General features: G+C 65.4%; 21 protein-coding genes. 13 read left to right on the top strand and 8 right to left on the bottom strand.

Annotated elements, in window-relative coordinates; genetic code table 11:
• Positions 1 to 172: 172 nt before the first annotated feature.
• From VH567_RS04020 to VH567_RS04010, 3 genes are read right to left on the bottom strand one after another with little or no spacing between them, the layout of a single operon-like run.
• Positions 173 to 2,404 (bottom strand): xanthine dehydrogenase family protein molybdopterin-binding subunit, encoded by a 2,232-nt coding sequence (locus VH567_RS04020; RefSeq protein WP_423323344.1) that lies wholly within the window; start codon positions 2,402 to 2,404, stop codon positions 173 to 175.
• Positions 2,405 to 2,406: 2 nt separating this feature from the next.
• On the bottom strand, positions 2,407 to 3,387 hold the full coding sequence (locus VH567_RS04015) for an FAD binding domain-containing protein (RefSeq protein WP_423323342.1): 981 nt from the start codon (positions 3,385 to 3,387) through the stop codon (positions 2,407 to 2,409).
• Positions 3,384 to 3,947 (bottom strand): 2Fe-2S iron-sulfur cluster-binding protein, encoded by a 564-nt coding sequence (locus tag VH567_RS04010; RefSeq protein WP_082441359.1) that lies wholly within the window; start codon positions 3,945 to 3,947, stop codon positions 3,384 to 3,386. Before VH567_RS04010 ends, VH567_RS04015 begins: the two co-directional genes overlap by 4 nt.
• 141 nt (positions 3,948 to 4,088) lie before the next feature.
• On the opposite strand from VH567_RS04010, the gene VH567_RS04005 reads away from it, so the two are divergent.
• Positions 4,089 to 5,093: a glycerophosphodiester phosphodiesterase gene (locus tag VH567_RS04005; RefSeq protein ID WP_423323720.1), complete on the top strand. Its 1,005-nt coding sequence runs from the start codon at positions 4,089 to 4,091 to the stop codon at positions 5,091 to 5,093.
• A complete protein-coding gene (locus VH567_RS04000; RefSeq protein ID WP_423323340.1) occupies positions 5,094 to 5,372 on the top strand; it encodes a hypothetical protein in 279 nt (92 codons plus the stop codon).
• A gap of 206 nt (positions 5,373 to 5,578) precedes the next feature.
• On the opposite strand, the gene VH567_RS03995 is transcribed toward VH567_RS04000, so the two are convergent.
• Positions 5,579 to 6,244 carry a TIGR02117 family protein gene (locus VH567_RS03995; protein WP_423323338.1) on the bottom strand — a complete coding sequence of 222 codons (666 nt, stop codon included), beginning with the start codon at positions 6,242 to 6,244 and terminating at the stop codon, positions 5,579 to 5,581.
• A gap of 22 nt (positions 6,245 to 6,266) precedes the next feature.
• Here VH567_RS03995 and phhA point away from each other — a divergent pair, with 22 nt between their 5' ends.
• On the top strand, positions 6,267 to 7,145 hold the full coding sequence (gene phhA, locus VH567_RS03990; protein WP_423323336.1) for a phenylalanine 4-monooxygenase: 879 nt from the start codon (positions 6,267 to 6,269) through the stop codon (positions 7,143 to 7,145).
• Between the two features lie 242 nt (positions 7,146 to 7,387).
• Here the strand turns inward: phhA and VH567_RS03985 are convergent, their stop codons facing one another.
• The 4 genes from VH567_RS03985 to VH567_RS03970 all read right to left on the bottom strand — a co-directional run bounded on the left by VH567_RS03985 (position 7,388) and on the right by VH567_RS03970 (position 12,055).
• Complete coding sequence (locus VH567_RS03985) at positions 7,388 to 8,323, bottom strand: 50S ribosomal protein L11 methyltransferase (RefSeq protein WP_423323334.1); 936 nt, start codon at positions 8,321 to 8,323, stop codon at positions 7,388 to 7,390.
• The gene (locus VH567_RS03980; RefSeq protein ID WP_423323332.1) at positions 8,313 to 9,002 is read right to left on the bottom strand and encodes an SDR family NAD(P)-dependent oxidoreductase; all 690 of its coding nucleotides are present in this window, start codon (positions 9,000 to 9,002) and stop codon (positions 8,313 to 8,315) included. The genes VH567_RS03985 and VH567_RS03980 overlap by 11 nt, the downstream gene beginning before the upstream one ends.
• A 219-nt stretch (positions 9,003 to 9,221) precedes the next feature.
• Positions 9,222 to 10,670, bottom strand: coding sequence for a methyl-accepting chemotaxis protein (locus VH567_RS03975; RefSeq protein WP_423323330.1), 1,449 nt, complete (start codon positions 10,668 to 10,670; stop codon positions 9,222 to 9,224).
• A gap of 41 nt (positions 10,671 to 10,711) precedes the next feature.
• Entirely contained in the window at positions 10,712 to 12,055 is a 1,344-nt protein-coding gene (locus VH567_RS03970) for a methyl-accepting chemotaxis protein (RefSeq protein WP_423323718.1), read from the bottom strand.
• 309 nt (positions 12,056 to 12,364) lie between these two features.
• Here VH567_RS03970 and sdhC point away from each other — a divergent pair, with 309 nt between their 5' ends.
• The 10 genes from sdhC (at position 12,365) to zapE (ending at position 19,297) form a co-directional block, all read left to right on the top strand.
• Complete coding sequence (gene sdhC, locus VH567_RS03965) at positions 12,365 to 12,775, top strand: succinate dehydrogenase, cytochrome b556 subunit (RefSeq protein WP_423323328.1); 411 nt, start codon at positions 12,365 to 12,367, stop codon at positions 12,773 to 12,775.
• Entirely contained in the window at positions 12,775 to 13,161 is a 387-nt protein-coding gene (gene sdhD / locus VH567_RS03960) for a succinate dehydrogenase, hydrophobic membrane anchor protein (RefSeq protein ID WP_060524023.1), read from the top strand. Before sdhC ends, sdhD begins: the two co-directional genes overlap by 1 nt.
• Complete coding sequence (gene sdhA, locus VH567_RS03955) at positions 13,158 to 14,960, top strand: succinate dehydrogenase flavoprotein subunit (RefSeq protein WP_423323716.1); 1,803 nt, start codon at positions 13,158 to 13,160, stop codon at positions 14,958 to 14,960. The genes sdhD and sdhA overlap by 4 nt, the downstream gene beginning before the upstream one ends.
• Entirely contained in the window at positions 14,960 to 15,232 is a 273-nt protein-coding gene (locus VH567_RS03950) for a hypothetical protein (RefSeq protein ID WP_423323326.1), read from the top strand. The genes sdhA and VH567_RS03950 overlap by 1 nt, the downstream gene beginning before the upstream one ends.
• A gap of 211 nt (positions 15,233 to 15,443) precedes the next feature.
• Positions 15,444 to 15,692: a DUF1902 domain-containing protein gene (locus VH567_RS03945; protein ID WP_423323324.1), complete on the top strand. Its 249-nt coding sequence runs from the start codon at positions 15,444 to 15,446 to the stop codon at positions 15,690 to 15,692.
• 6 nt (positions 15,693 to 15,698) lie between these two features.
• Positions 15,699 to 15,896: a type II toxin-antitoxin system HicA family toxin gene (locus tag VH567_RS03940; protein WP_423323322.1), complete on the top strand. Its 198-nt coding sequence runs from the start codon at positions 15,699 to 15,701 to the stop codon at positions 15,894 to 15,896.
• Positions 15,897 to 15,956: 60 nt separating this feature from the next.
• On the top strand, positions 15,957 to 16,538 hold the full coding sequence (locus tag VH567_RS03935) for a ClpP family protease (protein ID WP_423323320.1): 582 nt from the start codon (positions 15,957 to 15,959) through the stop codon (positions 16,536 to 16,538).
• Positions 16,539 to 16,671: 133 nt separating this feature from the next.
• On the top strand, positions 16,672 to 17,454 hold the full coding sequence (locus tag VH567_RS03930) for a succinate dehydrogenase iron-sulfur subunit (RefSeq protein ID WP_423323318.1): 783 nt from the start codon (positions 16,672 to 16,674) through the stop codon (positions 17,452 to 17,454).
• Between the two features lie 149 nt (positions 17,455 to 17,603).
• Positions 17,604 to 18,083 (top strand): PaaI family thioesterase, encoded by a 480-nt coding sequence (locus VH567_RS03925; RefSeq protein WP_423323316.1) that lies wholly within the window; start codon positions 17,604 to 17,606, stop codon positions 18,081 to 18,083.
• Positions 18,084 to 18,205: 122 nt separating this feature from the next.
• A complete protein-coding gene (gene zapE / locus VH567_RS03920) occupies positions 18,206 to 19,297 on the top strand; it encodes a cell division protein ZapE (RefSeq protein ID WP_423323314.1) in 1,092 nt (363 codons plus the stop codon).
• The last annotated feature ends 63 nt before the right edge of the window (positions 19,298 to 19,360 follow it).

Raw genomic sequence — 19,360 nt, 5'->3', positions numbered from 1 at the left:
GGGCTTGGGCGTTTGACGAGACGGACCGTCCCTCCACGCCTGAAAGAAAACGCCCGCAACATTTCCCGTTTCCCCGCGAAGGCGGGGATCGAGGGTTACGGGCGTTATTCTGCGTGGCTCCTGGGCCCCCGCTTTTGCGGGGGAACCAGAAGGAGACGGCTCAGCTAACGACTCAAACCGCCGGCAACTGATCCAGCAGCTTATCCAGCGTGATCGGGAACTCGCGCACCCTGATCCCCGTCGCATTATACACCGCGTTCGCCACCGCAGCACCAGCGCCCGAAATCCCCAGCTCGCCGATCCCCTTCGCGTGGATCGGGTTCGCATGGATGTCACGCTCGTCGACGAAGTGGACGTCCATCTGCGGCACGTCCGCATTGGCCGGCACGTGATATTCGCCGAGATCGTGGTTCACCAGCTTGCCGGTCCGCGTATCGTGGACGAGGTCCTCGGTCAGCGCGGTGCCGATCCCGAAGGTCATCCCGCCGAGGCACTGCGACCGCGCGGTCTTTGCGTTGAGCACGCGCCCCGCCGCGAACGACCCGAGCATCCGCCGCACCCGCGTCTCGCCGGTGATCACGTTGACCGCGACCTCGGCGAAATGCGCGCCGAACCCGGCCTGCGACGTCTCCTTCTCCTGCTTGCCCGGCTTGATGTGCCCGGTAGCCTCGAGACCCTTCCCGACCAGCTCACCGATCGGGGTCGAGCGGTTATCGCCGATCGCGTTGCCGTCCTTCAGCGTCAGGCCATCCTCGTCGACGCCAGCCGCCTTGGCCAGCTTCCCGCGCAGCATCTCGCAAGCCAGATACACGGCAGTACCCGAAGACGCCGCACCCCACGACCCGCCCGAACCCGCCGCCGGGGGATCGTTGGTATCTCCCAGCGCCATCGTGATGTTCGCCACCGGAATCCCCAGGATCTCGGACGCGATCTGCGCCAGGATCGTGTAGCTGCCCGTGCCGATATCGGTCATCGCCGACGACACCGTCGCCGAGCCGTCCGGGTGGATTTCGACCTTGGCGGACGATTCCATCATCATGTTGCCGCGCACCGCCGAGGCGACGCCCATGCCGATCAGCCACTCGCCCTCGCGCCGCGTGCCGGCCTTCTGGCGCTTGTCCCAGCCGAACTTCTTCGCACCCTCGTCGAGCGCACGCGTCAAATTGCGCGACGAATAGGGCACGTCCTTCTCGGGGTCGATCTTCGGATCGTTGCGCTTGCGCAGCTCGATCGGATCCATGTCGAGCTTCTCGGCCAGCTCGTCCATCGCGCCTTCGAGCGCGAGCATCCCGACAGCCTCGCCCGGCGCGCGCATCGAGCCCGACAGCACGAAGTTCACATCGACCACCTCATGCGTGATCAGCCGGTTCTCGCCACCGTACAACAGATGCGTGCCGATACCTGCCGGCTCGAAATAATCCTCGGTCGGCTGGTTCGACGTCAGCGTCTCGTGACCGATCGCCAATAACTTGCCGTCGGCGTCCGCTGCCAGCCGCACGTGCTGCTCGGTATTTGACCGCCGCACGGTCGCCTCGAACACCTGCGGCCGCGACATCACCGCCTTGACCGGACGGCCAAGCTGCTTCGCCGCGATCGCCGCCGCGACGCTCTCGGGGGCGATGCCGAGCTTCGATCCGAACCCGCCGCCGATATAGCGCGCGATGATCCGCACCTTCTTCTCCGACAGCCCCAGCGACTTAGCCAGCTGCTGCGCATCCGACGTCGGCATCTGGTACGCGCCGTACAGCGACAGCGAGCCGTCCTCTTCCCACACCGCGGTCGAGGCATGCGGCTCCATCGCCGCCGAATTCTGGCTCGGCGTGACATAGGTCGAATCGATCGTCACCGCCGCCTCGGCCATCGCCTTGTCGACGTCGCCCTGCTTGAAATGCGCGGGCGTCGCGTCATCCGGCGGCGTCCGCGTCTCGTCGCGGTGCGCGGCGAAGTCGTACTGGCCCTCGGCCTCGTCATACTCGATCGGCAGGCGAGCCGCGGCATCGCGCGCGACCTCGAAGCTCTCGGCAAGTACGATCGCGACGATCTGGCCGAAGAACGCGATGTCCTTCACGCCCTGCGTCGGTGCATCGGTCGCGCCGCCCTGCGCCGAGACGCGGATGAACTGGTCGAAGTCGGTGACGACGTCGATCACGCCGGGGATCGCCTTGACCGCGTCGACGTCGATTGACACGACCTTGCCGGCGGAAATCTTGGTGCCGACCAGTACGCCATACGCCATGTTGTCGAACTGATATTCGGCCGCATAGGTCGCCGTACCGGTGACCTTCAGCGGGCCGTCGATCCGGTCGAGCGGCTTGCCGATGACGCCCTGGACGCCCGTATCCAGAAGACTGTCCGGATGCGGCTTGTCCATCGTCAGGCTATTCGTGGTGCCAAAACCGAACATGCTTATGCTCCCGTGACGTTGCGCAGCGTCGCGATCAGCGTGCGACGGGCGAGGGGGATCTTGAAGTCGTTCGAGCCGTAACCCTTGGCATCGGCCAGCAGCGCGGTCGCCGCAGCCTCGAACACGGCATCGGACGGCGCCTTGCCGACCAGCGCCGCCTCGACCGCCGGATTGCGCCACGGCATCGGCCCAAGCCCGCCGAATGCGAGCGAGGCCGACGCGATCACGCCGTCCTGCACGTCGACGATTGCCGCCACCGAGACGAGCGCGAACGCATACGACGCACGATCGCGAACCTTGCGATACTCCTGCTTGCCCTTCGGCGGGGCGGGCAGCTCGATGTGCGTGATCAACTCACCGGCTTCGAGCACAGTCTCGATCTGCGGCGTATCACCCGGCAGGCGATAGAAGTCGTGGATCGAGATTCGCCGACGATCGCCGTCCGCCTTCAGCGTCACGATCGTCGCGTCCAAAGCGCGCATCGCCACCGCCATGTCGCTCGGATGCGTCGCGATGCAGTGCTCGCTCGTCCCTAGCACGGCAAGGATGCGGTTGAAGCCGCCGATCGCCGAACACCCGCTGCCCGGCTCGCGCTTGTTGCACGCGGCGGCCGTGTCGTAGAAATAATAGCACCGCGTCCGCTGGAGCAGATTGCCCCCGGTCGACGCCTTGTTACGCAGCTGCCCCGACGCACCCGCCAGCAATGCCCGGCTCAGCACCTCGTACTTGGCGACGACGCGGCGATCGGCAGCGAGATCGCTGTTCGGCACCAGCGCACCGATCGTCAGCCCGCCATCCTCGCGCTCCTCGATCTTCGCGAGATCGAGCCGCGAGATGTCGACCAGCTTGTCCGGCGTCTCGACCTGCAACTTCATCAGATCGAGCAGGTTGGTGCCGCCCGCGATGAACTTGGCGCCAACGGTATCGATATCCTTGACCGCGGCCTCGGGCGTAGCGGGCTTCTCGTACGTGAAGGTCTTCATGCCACCAGCTCCCCGCGCGCGTTGGCTTCCATCGCGGCGTCCTTCTCGTCCGCGGTCCGGCCCGCGGGCTCGGCGCCACCGACTTCGCGGATCGCATCGACGATGTTCGGGTACGCGGCGCACCGACACAGATTGCCGCTCATCCGCTCGGAAATTTCGGCATCGTCGAACTTCGGATCGGTCAGGTCGCCCGACGCATGGCTGGCCCAGCCCTTCTTGACCTCGTCGAGCATGCCGACCGCCGAACAGATCTGCCCCGGCGTGCAATACCCGCACTGATACCCGTCATGCCGCACGAACGCGTCCTGCAACGCGTGCAGGTTGCCCGGCTGGCCGATCCCTTCGATCGTCGTGATCTCGTCGTCCTGATGCATCACCGCGAGCGTCAGGCAGGAATTGACGCGACGCCCGTTGATCAGCACCGTGCACGCGCCGCACTGGCCATGATCGCAGCCCTTCTTCGACCCCGTCAGCCCGAGATGCTCGCGGCACAGATCGAGCACCGACGTACGAATATCGGGCTCGGCGTCATATGATTGACCATTGATCGTGAAATGCATGGGATTGCCCCTGGTTGAATGTGCCGGGAATGTACGGATTTCGAGGACTTAACGCCGATGCGCCCGATCGTTTCCTATTGCGACAAGCTCTCACGTGTTGGTACGCTGGCGTTCATAGCGCTGAGCGGGCAAGCTGCTGCGATGACGCCAGCTTCTCCCCGATTGTCGCCGCCGATCGTGATTGCACACCGCGGCGCGAGCGGGCTCCGACCCGAGCATACGCTGGCAGCCTATTCGCTCGCGATCGACCAGGGCGCGGACTTCATCGAGCCCGATCTGGTGCCGACCAAGGACGACGTCCTCGTCGCGCGCCACGAGAACAACATAGCCGAGACGACCAACGTCGCCGATCATTTCGAGTTCGCGGGCCGAAAAACAACCAAGACGATCGACGGCCAGACGATGACTGGCTGGTTCGTCGAGGACTTCACGCTCGCCGAACTGAAGACGCTGCGCGCGAAGGAACGTCTGCCCAAGCTGCGCCCCGCCAACACCGCCTATGACGGTCAGTTCCAGATCCCGACGCTCGCCGAGATCATCGCACTCGCCAAGCGCCGCAACACCGAGACGGGCCGCACGATCGGCATCTATCCCGAGACCAAGCATCCGACCTATTTCGCGAAGATCGGCCATCCGACCGACGCGAAACTGGTCGCCGAACTCCGCGAGGCCGGCTGGGATTCGGCGAAGGCGCCCGTGTTCATCCAGTCGTTCGAAGTCGCCAACCTGCAACGGCTCCACAAGATGACCAAGATCCGCCTGATCCAGTTGATGGACGGGGAGGGCGGTCCCGCCGACGGCGCGCAACCGAGCTACACGGCGATGATCACGCCCGAAGGCCTGAAGGCGGTCGCGGCCTACGCCTACGGCATCGGCCCGAACAAGAGCATGCTCTGGTCCGCCGCGACGCCAATGAAGCTGGTCGCCGAAGCCCACGCCGCGGGGCTGCGAGTCCACCCCTGGACCTACCGCGCCGAAAACTACTTCGAACCGACCCGCTTCCGCCGCGGCACCGACCCCGCCGCCCACGGCGACATCGCCGCGGAGATCGACGCAGGCCTTGCACAAGGTATCGACGGTTTCTTCACCGACTTTCCGCTATACGGGGCTCAGGCGCGTGATCGGTTGCGCGCAGGAGTGAAGTAAATGCGTAAAGTCCTCCCCGTACTGGCGGTCCTGCCATTTCTCGTAAGTGGCTGCATCAGCACGGCAACCTCGATCGTTAAGGCGCCCTTCCAGGTCGCCGGCAAGGCGGTCGACTGGACGACGACCAGCCAGGAAGAATCGGACCGCAACTACGGCAAGAAGATGCGGAAGCAGGAAGCCGAAGAGGGCAAGCAGCGCAAGGAACTCGCCAAGCGCTGCAACAAGGACCCCCAGCGCTCCGAATGCGCCCAATACCAGGGCTACCGCGCAGGGAACTGACCTCCCTTCTACCACCCCGGCGAAGGCCGGGGCCCAGTTGGGAAACAGAAGTAACGTAGCGCTGCGCTCAGTCAGCAACGTCCCCCAACTGGACCCCGGCCTCCGCCGGGGTGGTTCCCCAAGCCAATGTTCCCTGACTTCCTTGTTCTCCCGCGAAGGCGGGAGCCCAGTCTGGACTCCCGCCTTCGCGGGAGAACAAGCTTGGCTCAAAACCACCCCCTCACCGTAACCGGAAACGGCGTCCAAGCCCCAACCTTCACACCCGCAAACCGCAGCGCATTACCGGTCCAGCTGTTACACGTCCGCACCGCGCTATACCGCCCGTTAGCCTCATAAAACGCATCATACCCGGCATACCCCGGATACCGCGCACCCCCGTCGCGAAAGCTCGCCCGGATGTACGCCGCCAGCCGCCGATACTGCGCAGGGGTCACCACGATCTCCCGAGCTCCATCCCCCGCGCGCGGCCTCGGCAAATGATCGACATGCATCAACGTTCGATCACTTCCGACCGCCGAAGCAACCACGGTCCGCAGCTTCACGTCCGCCCAGGTCGGCGTCTCCAGATAGAAGCTCTTCTCCCCCCACCCGAACGACACATGATCGAACGCGCCATACCGCGGATCGCGCAGATCCTCCGCCCGAGCCACCCCGCGCCAATCCACCCCAGCGGCCACCTTCGGCACGATGATCCCGGTATGCACGCCGTTGCTCTCGACGAAGATATGCACGCCCTCGGCAGGCGCTCGCCAGTCGCGATTGCTCGGGATCGACCCGCCGATCAGCCCCGCCACCGCATAGCTCGCAACCACCCCGAACACCGCGGCGATCGCCCGTAAAATCCACGTAACCCAACGCGTTTCCGTCTTCATTCCGTCATGCTAGACCAGCCGCATGGCCAATGACACACACGTACTGAGCACTCCGCCCGAAGGCGCGCCCGACTGGACGATTCCGCAGAACTGGGCGGCCTATACCGGGGAGGACCACGCGACCTGGGACACGCTGTTCGCGCGCCAATCGAAGCTGCTCCCCGGCCGCGCTTCGAACGCCTGGCTGCGCGGGCTCGACGTGCTGAAGCTCTCGAAGCCCGGCATCCCCGATTTCGAGGAACTGTCCGAGCGCCTCATGAAGCTTACCGGCTGGTCGGTCGTCGCGGTGCCGGGCCTCGTCCCCGACGATGTGTTCTTCGACCACATGGCGAACCGGCGGTTCGTCGCTGGAAACTTCATCCGCCGCCCCGACCAGCTCGACTACCTCCAGGAACCGGACGTCTTCCACGACGTGTTCGGCCACGTCCCGATGTTGGCGGATCCTGTCTTCGCCGACTATCTCGCCGCCTACGGCCGCGGCGGCCAGCGCGCGCTCGGGCTCGACGCGCTGAAGTATCTCGGCCGGCTCTACTGGTACACGGTCGAGTTCGGCCTGATCGGGGAGCCGGAAGGCCTGCGGATCTACGGCTCGGGAATCGTCTCCAGCTACGCCGAAACCCGCTTCGCGCTCGACGATCCGAGCCCGAACCGCATTGCGCTCGACCTCGCCCGGGTGATGCGGACCGAGTACCGGATCGACGATTTCCAGCAGAACTACTTCGTGATTCCGAGCTTCGAAGAGTTGCTCCGGCTGACGGTCGAGACGGATTTCGCACCGTTGTACGAGGAGCTGAAGGCGCTCCCGGATATCCCGGTCGCGCGGATCGAGCCAGGCGATGTGGTGATAACCGAGGGCACGCAGGATTACGCGACGTCGAAGGCGTCAGCCAAGACCGCATAAGCTTCGCTCACAGAGGCCACCACCCAGGGGAGGCCACCACCCCGGCGAAGGCCGGGGCCCAGTTGGGATAGCGGTGCGGTTCTATCTCAAAGCTTCACCCAGCTGGGCCCCGGCCTCCGCCGGGGTGGCGGCAGGTGCGGGGTAAGTGCAACCCTTCCCAACCTGTTCCCCCGCGAAGGCGGGGCCCCAGACTGGACCCCCGCCTTCGCGGGGGAACAAGCTTCTGCAGGGAAGAGGGTACTCTAGATATCCAGCGCCCACCCATCGCGCCCCTTAGGATCGAACGGCCCCTCTGCCACGAACCTCTCCGCCCCAGCGCGCAACCGAAGCACACTCCAATCCCCCCGCCGGTCGACCGCCTCCAGCGAACACCCACAAGCCTCATACGCCGCCACGACCCCAGCCCGCTGCGTCTCCAGCAACCCGGCTAGAACAATCGTCGCCCCCACATCCGAAATCGAAGCGATCTCTGGCGCCATCGACACCAGCGGTCCCGCCAGAATATTCGCGATCACCAGATCGTACGGCGCACGAACCACGATCGCCTCGTCCAGCGTCCCATCCGCGACCACCAGATCGATCCCCTCGACCCCGTTCAGCTCAGCATTCTCAGCCGTAACGTCGATAGAAACCGGATCGATATCCGTCCCCATCACCGCAGCCTCAGGCCAAAGATGCGCCGCCGCAAACGCGAGCAACCCCGTCCCCGTCCCGATATCGATCACGTTGGCAAACGAAGCATCAGCCAACCCATCGAGCATAGCCAGACACCCGCTGGTCGTCTCATGATGCCCCGTCCCGAACGCCCGGCTAGCCTCGATCAAAAACGCCCGCTTGTCCGCCGGCACCGCCCCCGAATGCGCCCCGGTATGCACGAAGAACCGCCCGACCGACAAAGGCTCCAGCCCAGCCTGGCTCATCGTCACCCAGTCCGCATCGCCCAACCGCTCGACCGCGATCGCCGCCTTCGCCGCACTCGGCACCAGCGCGCGCACCGCCGCGACCGTTTCCGCCGCCGGCTCATGCTCGAAATACGCATCGAGCCGCCACGACTCGACGTCGTCCTCGATCTCCTCGGTCGTCATGAGCACGCCATCGATCGTCAGGTCATCGGAAGCGTCGATCGCCTCCGCCTCCGCGCGCGTGCAGGGCAGGGTCAGCTTCCAACTATCGGACATAGCTCGCCCCATTCACATCGATCACCGACCCCGTCATCGAAGCCGGCGCCTCAAGCGCGAGAAACTTCGCCGCCGCCGCAACCTCTTCAGGCGCCGCGACCCGCCCGAGCGGAATATCCGCCAGCAACGCATCGCCACCGCGGCTCGACAGATAATCCTCCGCCATCCCGGTCATCGTGAACCCAGGGCACACCGCAAACGCCAGGATGCCCTGCCGAGCGTACCCGCGAGCAATCGTCTTGGTCATAGCCACCATGCCCGCCTTCGACGCGGCGTAATGCCAATGCGCCGGCGAATCCCCGCGATACGCCGCCCGGCTGGCGATATTGACGATCCGCCCGCCGACACCCCGAGCCTGCCAATGCAGCACCGCCAATCGGCAAAGCTCGGCCGACGCGGTAAGGTTGATCCGCATCGTCCGTTCCCACTGCACGGTCCAGTCGTCGTTCCCAAGCGGGCTGGCCTCGAACACCCCCGCATTGTTGATCAGCACGTCGATCGCGCCGCCCGCCTGCTCCAGCGCAGCGTTCCACAATGCAGTGGGCGCCGCAGGATCGGCGAAATCGGCCGGAATACCGCTGACGGTCCCATGCCCGATAACGGAAGCGCCCGCGTCGGTCAGCGCCCCATGAATAGCCGCGCCGATACCGCGACTGGAGCCAGTGAGAAGAATAGTCATTCCCGCGCTCTAGCGCCGCAGGCTATGGCCGTCACCTAAGCTCAAGTGAGAAATGGGTTCGCGCAGAGGCGCAGAGGACGCAGAGTGCGGGCTCGTTCAGGCGAAGGCGTGCGAACACGGCAATTCTGAGGAACCTGCGGTTCCGCTATGGTCTCTGCGTCCTCTGCGCCTCTGCGCGAAAAATCTTCTCGCACGCCCTCCAGATTAAAGGACGCCCCCTCAGGCCACGCTAGCCGAGAACCCATCCGCCGCGCCGCGCAGCACGCCGAGCTGGTCGTCGACGTCACCGAACGCGTGGCCGAGTTGGTCGATCTCCGCCGCCACCGCCTCGGTATCCGCGCGAATCGTCGCGATCGTCGTCGACATCGAATCCGCCGCCAGCGCCGTCTCGTCGACCGCCGCGGTGATTGCGGTGACGGTGTGCGCCTGCGCCTCCATCGCATGACGGATCCGGTCGGCGCTGTGCTGCACCTCGGTCACCGTCGCCTTGATCCCCGCATTCGTCGCGACCGTTGCCGCCGTCGCCGACTGGATCGCGGCGATCTTGGCGGCGATGTCGTCGGTCGCCCGCGCGGTCTGGCTGGCGAGCGATTTCACCTCCTGCGCCACCACCGCGAAGCCGCGCCCGGCATCGCCCGCCCGCGCCGCCTCGATCGTCGCGTTCAACGCCAGCAGGTTCGTCTGCCCGGCGATGCTGCGGATCAGCCCGAGGATCGATTCGATCGATTTCGCATGCTCGCTCAGCGCCTCCGACACGCCGACCGCCTCGCCGGTCTGCGTACAGGCGCGGTCGGCGATGGCTGCTGCCGCCTCGACTTCGGTGCGCGCATCCTCGATCGCGCGGATCAGGCCGGCGGTGGTCTGGGCCGCCTCGCGCATCGCCATTGCCGACTGTTCCGCCGCCGCCGCGACTTCGCTTGCCTTGCCCAGCATGCCGCGGGTCGAGGCCGACGCGCCCGCCGCCTGCACCCGGATCCGCGCGCCCAGCGCCGCGGTATGCTCGATCGACGCGGCGATGCTGCCGCGAAAGTCGGTTGCCCTGGTCTGCCGTTCGACCCGCGCCGCCTCCGCATCGCTCGCACCGAGATGCGACGCCATGATGTCCGCCTCGATCAGCGCCAGCCGCTGCACGACGTCGCTGAGCGTGCGCATCGCCGACATGTCCGCACCCAGCCGGTCGGCGATCAGGTTCAGCGTGACGCTGTGCGCAAACGCTAGTGCCGATAGCAGCGCGGGCAGGGGGATGCCCGAGCGATGCGAATCCTCCGCATGGCTGATCGCCATCGCCTTCCACGCATCGTCGGTCGGTGCGCTATATTGCAGCCGGACATAGTTGCTGCTCGCCGCGATCCGCTGTTCGAGCAGGTCGGGCGTGAAATGACGCCGGATATGCTGCGCCGATTCCAGCGAGAGATAGTGGCGCCAGAAGGTCTCGGCGATCTTGCGGTGATCGTCGGGTTCGAGCAGCGCGCTGAGCGTCGCGCAGGCCGGCTCGATCAAACCGTCCCAGTCATAGTCACGAACACGTTCGCGCAGCGGGCGCTGGTCGCCGCCCCAGTTCCGCGCAGGCCCCCGCGCGCCGTCACGCTTCCCTTCGGGATGCGCGCCGTCACGTGTCCCTTCGGGACTGGTAGGTCGCCCCCCGTCTTGGCCGGGTTGGCGAAACATTCTCTCCTGGTGCTCGATCATCGCCCCCTCCCGAAGGTCCGTTATGCAGCGACCTTCGCGACGAAATCGCCCGCGCTGTTCTTGAGATTGCCGAGGCGCGTGTCCAGCACGTCGAAGCCGCGGCCGACACCGTCGATCTCGGTCGCGACGGTCTCGGTATCCTCGCGGATCGCGGCGATCGTGGTCGACATCGAATCCGCCGCCAAGGCCGTCTCGTCGACCGCGGCGGTGATCGCGGTCACCGTCTGTGCCTGTGCCTCCATCGCATAGCGGATCCGGTCGGCGCTCTCCTGCACCTCGGCCACGGTCGACTTGATCGACGCGTTGGTCTCGACCGTCGAGCGCGTCGCCGACTGGATCGCGGCGATCTTCGCGGCGATGTCGTCGGTCGCGCGTGCGGTCTGGTTGGCAAGGCTCTTCACCTCCTGCGCCACCACCGCGAAGCCGCGCCCGGCATCGCCCGCCCGCGCCGCCTCGATCGTCGCGTTCAACGCGAGCAGGTTGGTCTGCCCGGCAATGTCGCGAATCAGCCCGAGGATCGATTCGATCGACTTCGCATGATCGCTCAGCGTCTCGGACATGCCGACCGCCTGGCCCGCCTGCGCGGACGCGCGGGTGGCGATCTCGGCTGCTGCCTCCACTTCGGTGCGTGCATCCTCGATCGCGCGGATCAGCCCGGCGGCGGTCTGTGCCGCCTCGCGCATCGCCACCGCGGATTGCTCGGCGGCTGCAGCGACTTCGCTCGCCTTGCCCAGCACCGCGCGCGTCGACGCCGAACTGCGCATCGCCTGTTCGCGGAGCATATGGCCTTCGTCGGTCGCCGTCTCGACCATCGCCGCGATCCCGTCGCGAAATTCCGCCGCCAGCGTATCGCGCGCGACCCGCGCCGAATGCGTGCTGTACGCATTATAGATCGCGACGGTGATCTCGCCTTCCAGCGCGGACAGCCGCATCAGCGTGTCGATGTAGACCGGCAGCTTGGCGTCCGACCGGTCGACCCGCCGCATCAGCACCTCGAGCGCGGCACGGTCGCTCGCGCTGATCATCGACAGCAATGCCATCGGCGACACGCCGGCGACATAGGCGGCCGCGACCGAGCGTTCAACCGACTCGACCCAGGCCCGCCCGCTCGTATCGAGGAAGCGGTTGCGCAGGAACGTGCAGCCGACCTCGATCATCTGGTCGGTCTCGTGCGGCGCCCAGATCCGCTCGTCGGAAAAGCATCGCAGCCACTGCTCCCAATACGCCTTCGAGACATGCGTGATCTCGGGGGCCAGCGCCGCCCAGACTTCGCGGCTTGCGCCGCTCAGCGTCCCGTCGAAGTCGAAAACCCGCAGCCGTGCCGCGAGGTCGACAGAGGCCGCAATCGCGCCGGGAACCGGCAGGTCGGTGGTGGTCAAGACGATGGACTCCGGATCGGGTATACGCATCCGGCGCTACAGCGTATGTCTTAAGGCCGGGTTAGGGATCGGTCGCGCTGCGGCATCCGCGCGAAATCATTTCGCATCCGGCCCGTCTGGTATTTCCGCCCGGTATCGCGGTCCCTGCATCCGCATGGTTCGCGGTGTCATGGGTTATCGCACCGCGCCCAATGGGTTGCATCGCAGCACGCGGTGGCTAATAGGTCGCCCGATCTATATATTGTGGACCAAGATCTTTTTGGTTCGTCATCTTCTGGTTCGAGGACTCCGCCCTTGGCATCGCGCAACCCGGCACGCCCGCTTTCTCCCCATCTGCAGGTCTATAAATGGGGCCCGCACATGCTGGTCTCGATCCTGCACCGCGTGACCGGCAGCGGGATGGCGACCGTCGGCAGCCTGCTGCTCGTCTGGTGGCTCGCCGCGATCGCGTCGGGCGATCAGGCCTATGCGACCTTCGTCGACGTGTTCACGACCGATGCTGGCCGTCTCAACATCCTCGGCTACATCGTCGCGGTCGGGCTGACGTTGTCACTGTTCCAGCACATGATGACCGGCATCCGCCACTTCGTGCTCGACACCGGCGCGGGCTACGAACTGAAGCGCAACAAGATGGGTGCGCTCGCGACGATGGTCGCTTCGGTCGCGCTGACGGTCGTGTTCTGGCTCTACATGGGGATCAAGTAATGGGTTCGGGAACGGCAATCGGTCGCGTCCGCGGCCTCGGCAGTGCGAAACACGGCGCGCATCACTGGTGGCAGCAACGCCTGACGGCGGGCGCCAACCTGTTCCTCATGCTGTGGCTGATGATCTCGGTCGCGCGCATGCCCGGCTATGATTACGCCGCGGTCCACCTGTGGCTGCAATCGGCGTGGGTCGCGGTGCCGATGGCGCTGTTGATCCTGTCGGTCTTCTATCACTTCCGTCTCGGTCTGCAGGTCGTGATCGAGGATTACATGCACGACGAAAGCCGTGTCGTGACGATGATCCTCCTCAACCTGTTCACCTTCACGCTGGGCGGTATCGCCCTGTTCGCGATCCTGAAGGTCGCCTTCTCCGGAGCCCCCGCCTGATGTCTGCCTACAAGATCATCGATCATACCTATGATGCGGTCGTCGTCGGTGCCGGCGGGTCCGGCCTGCGCGCCACGATGGGCATCGCCGAGAGCGGCCTGAAGACCGCGTGCATCACCAAGGTCTTCCCGACCCGCTCGCACACCGTTGCCGCACAGGGCGGCATCGCCGCGTCGCTCGGCAACAACTCGCCGGATCATTGGACCTGGCACATGTTCGACACGGTCAAGGGTTCCGACTGGCTCGGCGACCAGGACGCGATCGAGTATCTGTGCCGCGAGGCCCCGCAGGCGGTCTACGAGCTCGAACATGCCGGCATGCCGTTCAGCCGTAACGAGAACGGCACGATCTATCAGCGTCCGTTCGGCGGTCACATGCAGAACATGGGCGAGGGCCCTCCGGTCCAGCGCACCGCCGCCGCCGCCGACCGCACCGGTCACGCGATGCTCCACGCGCTCTATCAGCAGAGCCTGAAGTACAACACGGACTTCTTCGTCGAGTATTTCGCGCTCGACCTGATCATGGAAAACGGCGTCTGCCGCGGCGTCATCGCTTTGTGCATGGAAGACGCCTCGATTCACCGCTTCCGCAGCCATCAGACCGTGCTCGCCACCGGCGGGTACGGCCGCGTCTATTTCTCAGCGACCTCGGCGCACACCTGCACCGGCGACGGCAACGCGATGGTGCTCCGCGCCGGGCTTCCGCTCCAGGACATGGAGTTCGTCCAGTTCCACCCGACCGGCATCTACGGCGCGGGCGTGCTCATCACCGAGGGCGCACGCGGTGAGGGCGGCTACCTGACCAACTCCGAAGGCGAGCGCTTCATGGAGCGCTATGCCCCGTCGGCGAAGGACCTCGCTTCGCGCGACGTCGTCAGCCGCTCGATGGCGCTAGAAATGCGTGAAGGCCGCGGCGTCGGCAAGAACGGCGACCACATCTTCCTGCACCTCGACCACATCGATCCGAAGGTGCTCGCCGAGCGCCTGCCGGGCATCACCGAGACGGGCAAGGTCTTCGCCGGCGTCGATCTCACGCGCCAGCCGCTGCCCGTCACGCCGACAGTGCACTACAACATGGGCGGCATCCCGACCAACTTCCACGGTGAGGTCGTCAACCTCGTCGACGGCAACCCCGACGCGGTCGTACCCGGCCTGTTCGCGGTCGGCGAGGCGGCATGCGTGTCGGTCCACGGCGCCAACCGCCTCGGTTCGAACAGCCTGATCGATCTGGTGGTGTTCGGCCGCGCGACCGGCCTGCGGATCAAGGACACGCTGAAGCCCGGCACGGCGCACGCGCCGCTGCCCAAGGGTTCGGAAGACCTCGCACTTACGCGTCTCGACCACTTCCGCAACGCAAGCGGCGGGTCGCCGACCGCGCAGATCCGTCTCGATATGCAGCAGACCATGCAGAAGCATTGCGCGGTGTTCCGCGACACCGAGTTGCTGAACCAGGGCGTCGAGAAGATGGCCGGGATCTACAACCGGATGACCGACGTCGCCGTGAAGGATCGCAGCATGATCTGGAACACCGATCTGGTCGAGACGATGGAGCTCGACAATCTGATCGGCCAGGCGGTCGTGACGATGAACTCGGCGGCCAATCGCACCGAGTCGCGCGGCGCGCACATGCACGAGGATTTCCCCGTGCGCGACGACGCGAACTGGATGAAGCACACCATCACCACCTTCAACGGCTGGGGCGGCAAGGGCGGCGAGACCAAGATCGATTTCCGCCCGGTCCACGACTACACGCTCACCGACGACATCGACTACATCAAGCCCAAGAAGCGGGTATATTGATGATCTGGGCCATCATCGCGATCGGGTTCTTTGTGCCGGTCGCGGTGGGGCTCCTGACGCGCTTCCAACCGATGATCGCCGGGTTTCTGTGGCCGGCGGTCGTCGCGTTGCTGACCACGATCTACGTCTACGGCATAGAAACCCGGGGCGTCGGCGAAGAACCCCAAAAGATCGCTATAACCTTCTACGCGCTGTTCTCGCTGGTAGGCGGGGTCCCCGGCGGACTGGTAGGCTGGATCCTCCAGTACAAGCGCCTGACGCGAGACGCGTAACACCGTCCGCCCCTCCTTGTTCTCCCGCGAAGGCGGGAGCCCAGTCTGGATCCCCGCCTTCGCGGGGAAACAAGCTTGAGGTTGCCCAACCGGTTGATCGGCAGCCCCCCGATCGCTCGTCTGCATCTGATACAGCAACACCCGACGGTGGCGCCAAGCCGCAATTCAGCGTAAACCCTCTCTCACCCCCTGCGGAAAGGCGAGGTTGGACATGGCGCACTGGACGATCCGTGCAGACTACGACCCCGAAGCCAGCGTCTGGTATTCGGTAGACGGCGACATCCCCGGATTCGCTGCCGACGCAGCCACGCTCGAAGCACTGGTGGAAAAAGCCGCGGCCATGCTGCCCGACCTGCTCGACATCCACGCGGACGATATCGCCGATCGCGCGCGTCTCACCGGCCCGCACCGCATCCGGATCATCGCGCACCACGAACGCGATTTCGAGATCGCGGCCTAAGGCACCATGGTCCGGGGATACACCGCGCAGGTTCGCGATATCCTCATGGCCAACGGATGCACCTTCGTGCGAAGCGGGAAGGGCGATCACGAAATCTGGCGCAGTCCGCACGCGTCACGCCCGGTCGTCGTCGATGGCACCATCCTGTCCCGCCACACGGCCAACGCTATCCTGAAACAAGCGGGGCTAGCCACGAAGCTGTAGAGCCGAGTGCTTTTGTCCTGTCCCTCGGAACCCACTCCCCCCGCAAAAGTTAGCCGCGGCATGACCGACACATCCCCCGCATCGAACGCCCGCAACTACCCTCTGCTGGCTGCCCCCCACGTCCACCTCCACGGCCCGGTCGACGACGCGATGTACGACACCTTCAAGTCGCAGCTCGTCGCCGCGCCCACCGAAGGCCCGCTCGTCGTCTCGATCACCACGCTCGGCGGCGACCCCGAGGTCGCGCGTGCGATGGGCGACAACATCCGCCTGCTCCGCGAATACACGGGCCGCGAGACGCTCTTCCTCGGCAAGGTCGCGGTCTATTCCGCCGGTGCGACGTTCATGTCCGCCTTCCCGGTCGACAGCCGTTTCCTCACCCGCAACAGCCGCATTATGATCCACGAGCGTCAGATGCAGAGCACCATCGAACTCAACGGTCCGCTCAACACGCTGTCCTACACGCTTAAGGCCAAGCTCCACGAGATCGAGGACTCGATCAACATCCAGGAGGAAGGCTTCCGCGCGATCGTCGAGGGCTCGAAAGTGTCGCTCGAGGAACTGAAGAAGAAGGCCCCGTCCAACTGGTACATCGAGGCCGAGGAAGCCCGCGACCTCGGCCTCATCCTCGATATCATCTAAGCGCTAGGGACTACGCAACGCGACAGCGGTGGTGACCCATGTTGCACCCGCGAAGCTAAGCATTTGCGGGGAGGGCCGCTGTCATGTATCGGCTCCCATAACCAATAATCACACCACGGACGGACCGCTCGCAATGGCCGAATTCTCGCTCCCGAAAAACAGCGTCGTCAAGAAGGGCGTCAAGCACGCCTCGACCAGCGGGGGTAAGCGTCTCAAATCGTTCAAGGTCTACCGCTACGATCCCGACAGCGGCGAGAACCCGCGCTACGACACGTTCGCGCTCGACCTCGACGACACCGGCCCGATGGTGCTCGACGCGCTGATCAAGATGAAGAGCGAGCATGACTCCTCGCTCACCTTCCGCCGGTCGTGCCGCGAGGGCATCTGCGGCTCGTGCTCGATGAACATCAACGGCAAGAACGGCCTCGCCTGCACGACCGCGATCGAGGATTGCAAGGGCGAGGTCCAGATCACGCCGCTGCCGCACATGGACGTGATCAAGGATCTGGTCCCCGACTTTACGCATTTCTACGCGCAGTACTCGTCGATCAAGCCGTGGCTGCAGACCGTCACCCCGCCGCCCTCGGGCAAGGAGCGCCTCCAGTCGCCGGAAGACCGCTCGAAGCTCGACGGCCTGTACGAGTGCATCCTGTGCGCGTGCTGCTCGACCTCTTGCCCGAGCTACTGGTGGAACGCCGACAAGTTCCTCGGCCCCGCAATCCTGTTGCAGGCCTATCGCTGGCTCGCCGACAGCCGCGACGAGATGACCGGCGAGCGCCTCGACGAACTCGAGGACCCGTTCCGCCTGTACCGCTGCCACACCATCATGAACTGCGCGAACGCGTGCCCCAAGGGTCTCAACCCCGCCAAGGCGATCGCTGAGATCAAGAAGATGGAAGCCGAACGGATCGTCTGATCCGTTCGGTTGGAGGAGGGTCCTACCTTTCCCCACCCCCCGTTCGTGCCGAGTAGAGATCGAGCGTAGTCGAGAGCTCGTATCGAGGTACATGTCCTTCGATACGCCATCTCGACAAGCTCGATGTCTACTCGGGACGAACGGAAATCATGACTGACAAACCCCATTTCGTCGAAGCCGAAGACCCAGCCAACCCAGGCTGGCGTAGTTGGTCGCTCTCCGACCCGACCCGCTTCAATACCCTGCTCGGCCCCATGCTCTACCGCGTCGACGGCCCCATCGTCCGCGTCCGCATCACCCCCGAGCATCGTCACTCGAACCTCCAGAACAACGTCCACGGCGGCGCGCTCCTCGCGTTCATCGATGTCGCGCTGTTCGCCGCCGCCAGAGGCTTCGGCCTGATCACCGCCGGCACCGCGGTGACGCTCGATCTCAACACCCAATTCATCGGCGGCGGTCGCGTCGGCGAGCCGATCGAGGCGCAGGTCGAGGTGCTCAAGGAAACCGGCCGCCTCTTGTTCCTGCGGGGCTTGGTGGTGCAAGGCGACGACGAAACCAAGATCGCCGCCTTCTCGGCCACGATCCGCAAGCCGTCCGGCAAGCCTCCAAAGGCTGACCCCGCCGCCTAACACCACCCCGGCGAAGGCCGGGGCCCAATTGGGACACGATCATTGTTGAAGCGCCCCGCTCCGTTATCGAAACCTTTCCAATTGGGCCCCGGCCTCCGCCGGGGTGGGGCGAGGGTGGCGGCGTGACGGTACTCAAAGCCTATGAGGCGCTCGTGGCGTCAGGCGAACTCCGCCCCGACCCGGAACAAGCCGCCGCCGCCGCACGCCTGAACACCCTTGCCACCGAACTCGCCATCCCCAAAACCACCGGCTTCTTCGCCCGCTTCTCCAAGAAACCAGACCCCCGCGGTGTCTACCTCTGGGGCGGAGTCGGTCGCGGCAAGTCGATGCTGATGGACCTCTTCTTCGCCAACGCCCCCATCGACAAAAAGCGCCGCGTCCATTTCGGCGAGTTCATGCTCGAGGTCCACGCGCGCATCGCCGCCGAACGCCGCAAGGAAGTCGGCGACCCGATCGTCCCCGTCGCCACCGCGATCGCCGACGAGACGCGGCTGCTCGCATTCGACGAGATGATGGTCACCAACAGCCCCGACGCGATGATCCTGTCGCGGCTGGTGACTTCGTTGCTCGATTCCGGCGTGACGATCGTGACCACCTCGAACCGCCCGCCCGCCGATCTCTACAAAAACGGCCTCAACCGCGAGCATTTCCTGCCCTTCATCGCGACCATCGAACAGCGCCTCGACGTGCTCCCGCTCAACGGCCCGGTCGACTATCGCCGCGACCGCCTCGGCAGCCAGGACACTTGGCTCGTCCCCAACGGCCCCGAGGCCACCGCGCAGCTCTCGGCCGCGTTCTTCCGCCTCACCGACTTCTCGACCGACGACAGCGAGCACGTCCCGGCCGAAGACCTGATCGTCCAGGGCCGCACGCTCCGGGTGCCCAAGTCGCTCAAGGGCGTCGCGGTGTTCAGCTTCAAGAAGCTGTGCGGAGAGGCGAGGGGGGTGGCCGACTACCTCGCCATCGCGCGCAAATTCCACACCGTCATCCTCGTCGGCATCCCCAAGCTCGGCCCCGAGAACCGCAACGAGGCGGCGCGTTTCGTCGCGCTGATCGACGCGCTGTACGAGCATAAGGTCAAGCTCCTCGCGGCGGCAGATGCGCAACCCGGCGACCTCTACGAAAGCGGCGACGGCAGGTTCGAGTTCGACCGCACGATCAGCCGTCTCGAGGAGATGCGCTCCGAGGACTATCTCGCCGAAGGCCACCTCTAAGCTTATTGCTCATGCGAACGAGTTGCAATAACAAGGTGCTTTTTCCGCTTTAGCGGTTGCCGT

Source organism: Sphingomonas sp. 4RDLI-65, assembly GCF_049472435.1.
GTDB lineage: Bacteria > Pseudomonadota > Alphaproteobacteria > Sphingomonadales > Sphingomonadaceae > Sphingomonas.
The sequence above is the reverse complement of the archived record's forward strand: the minus strand, read 5'-3'. Positions and strand labels throughout refer to the sequence as shown.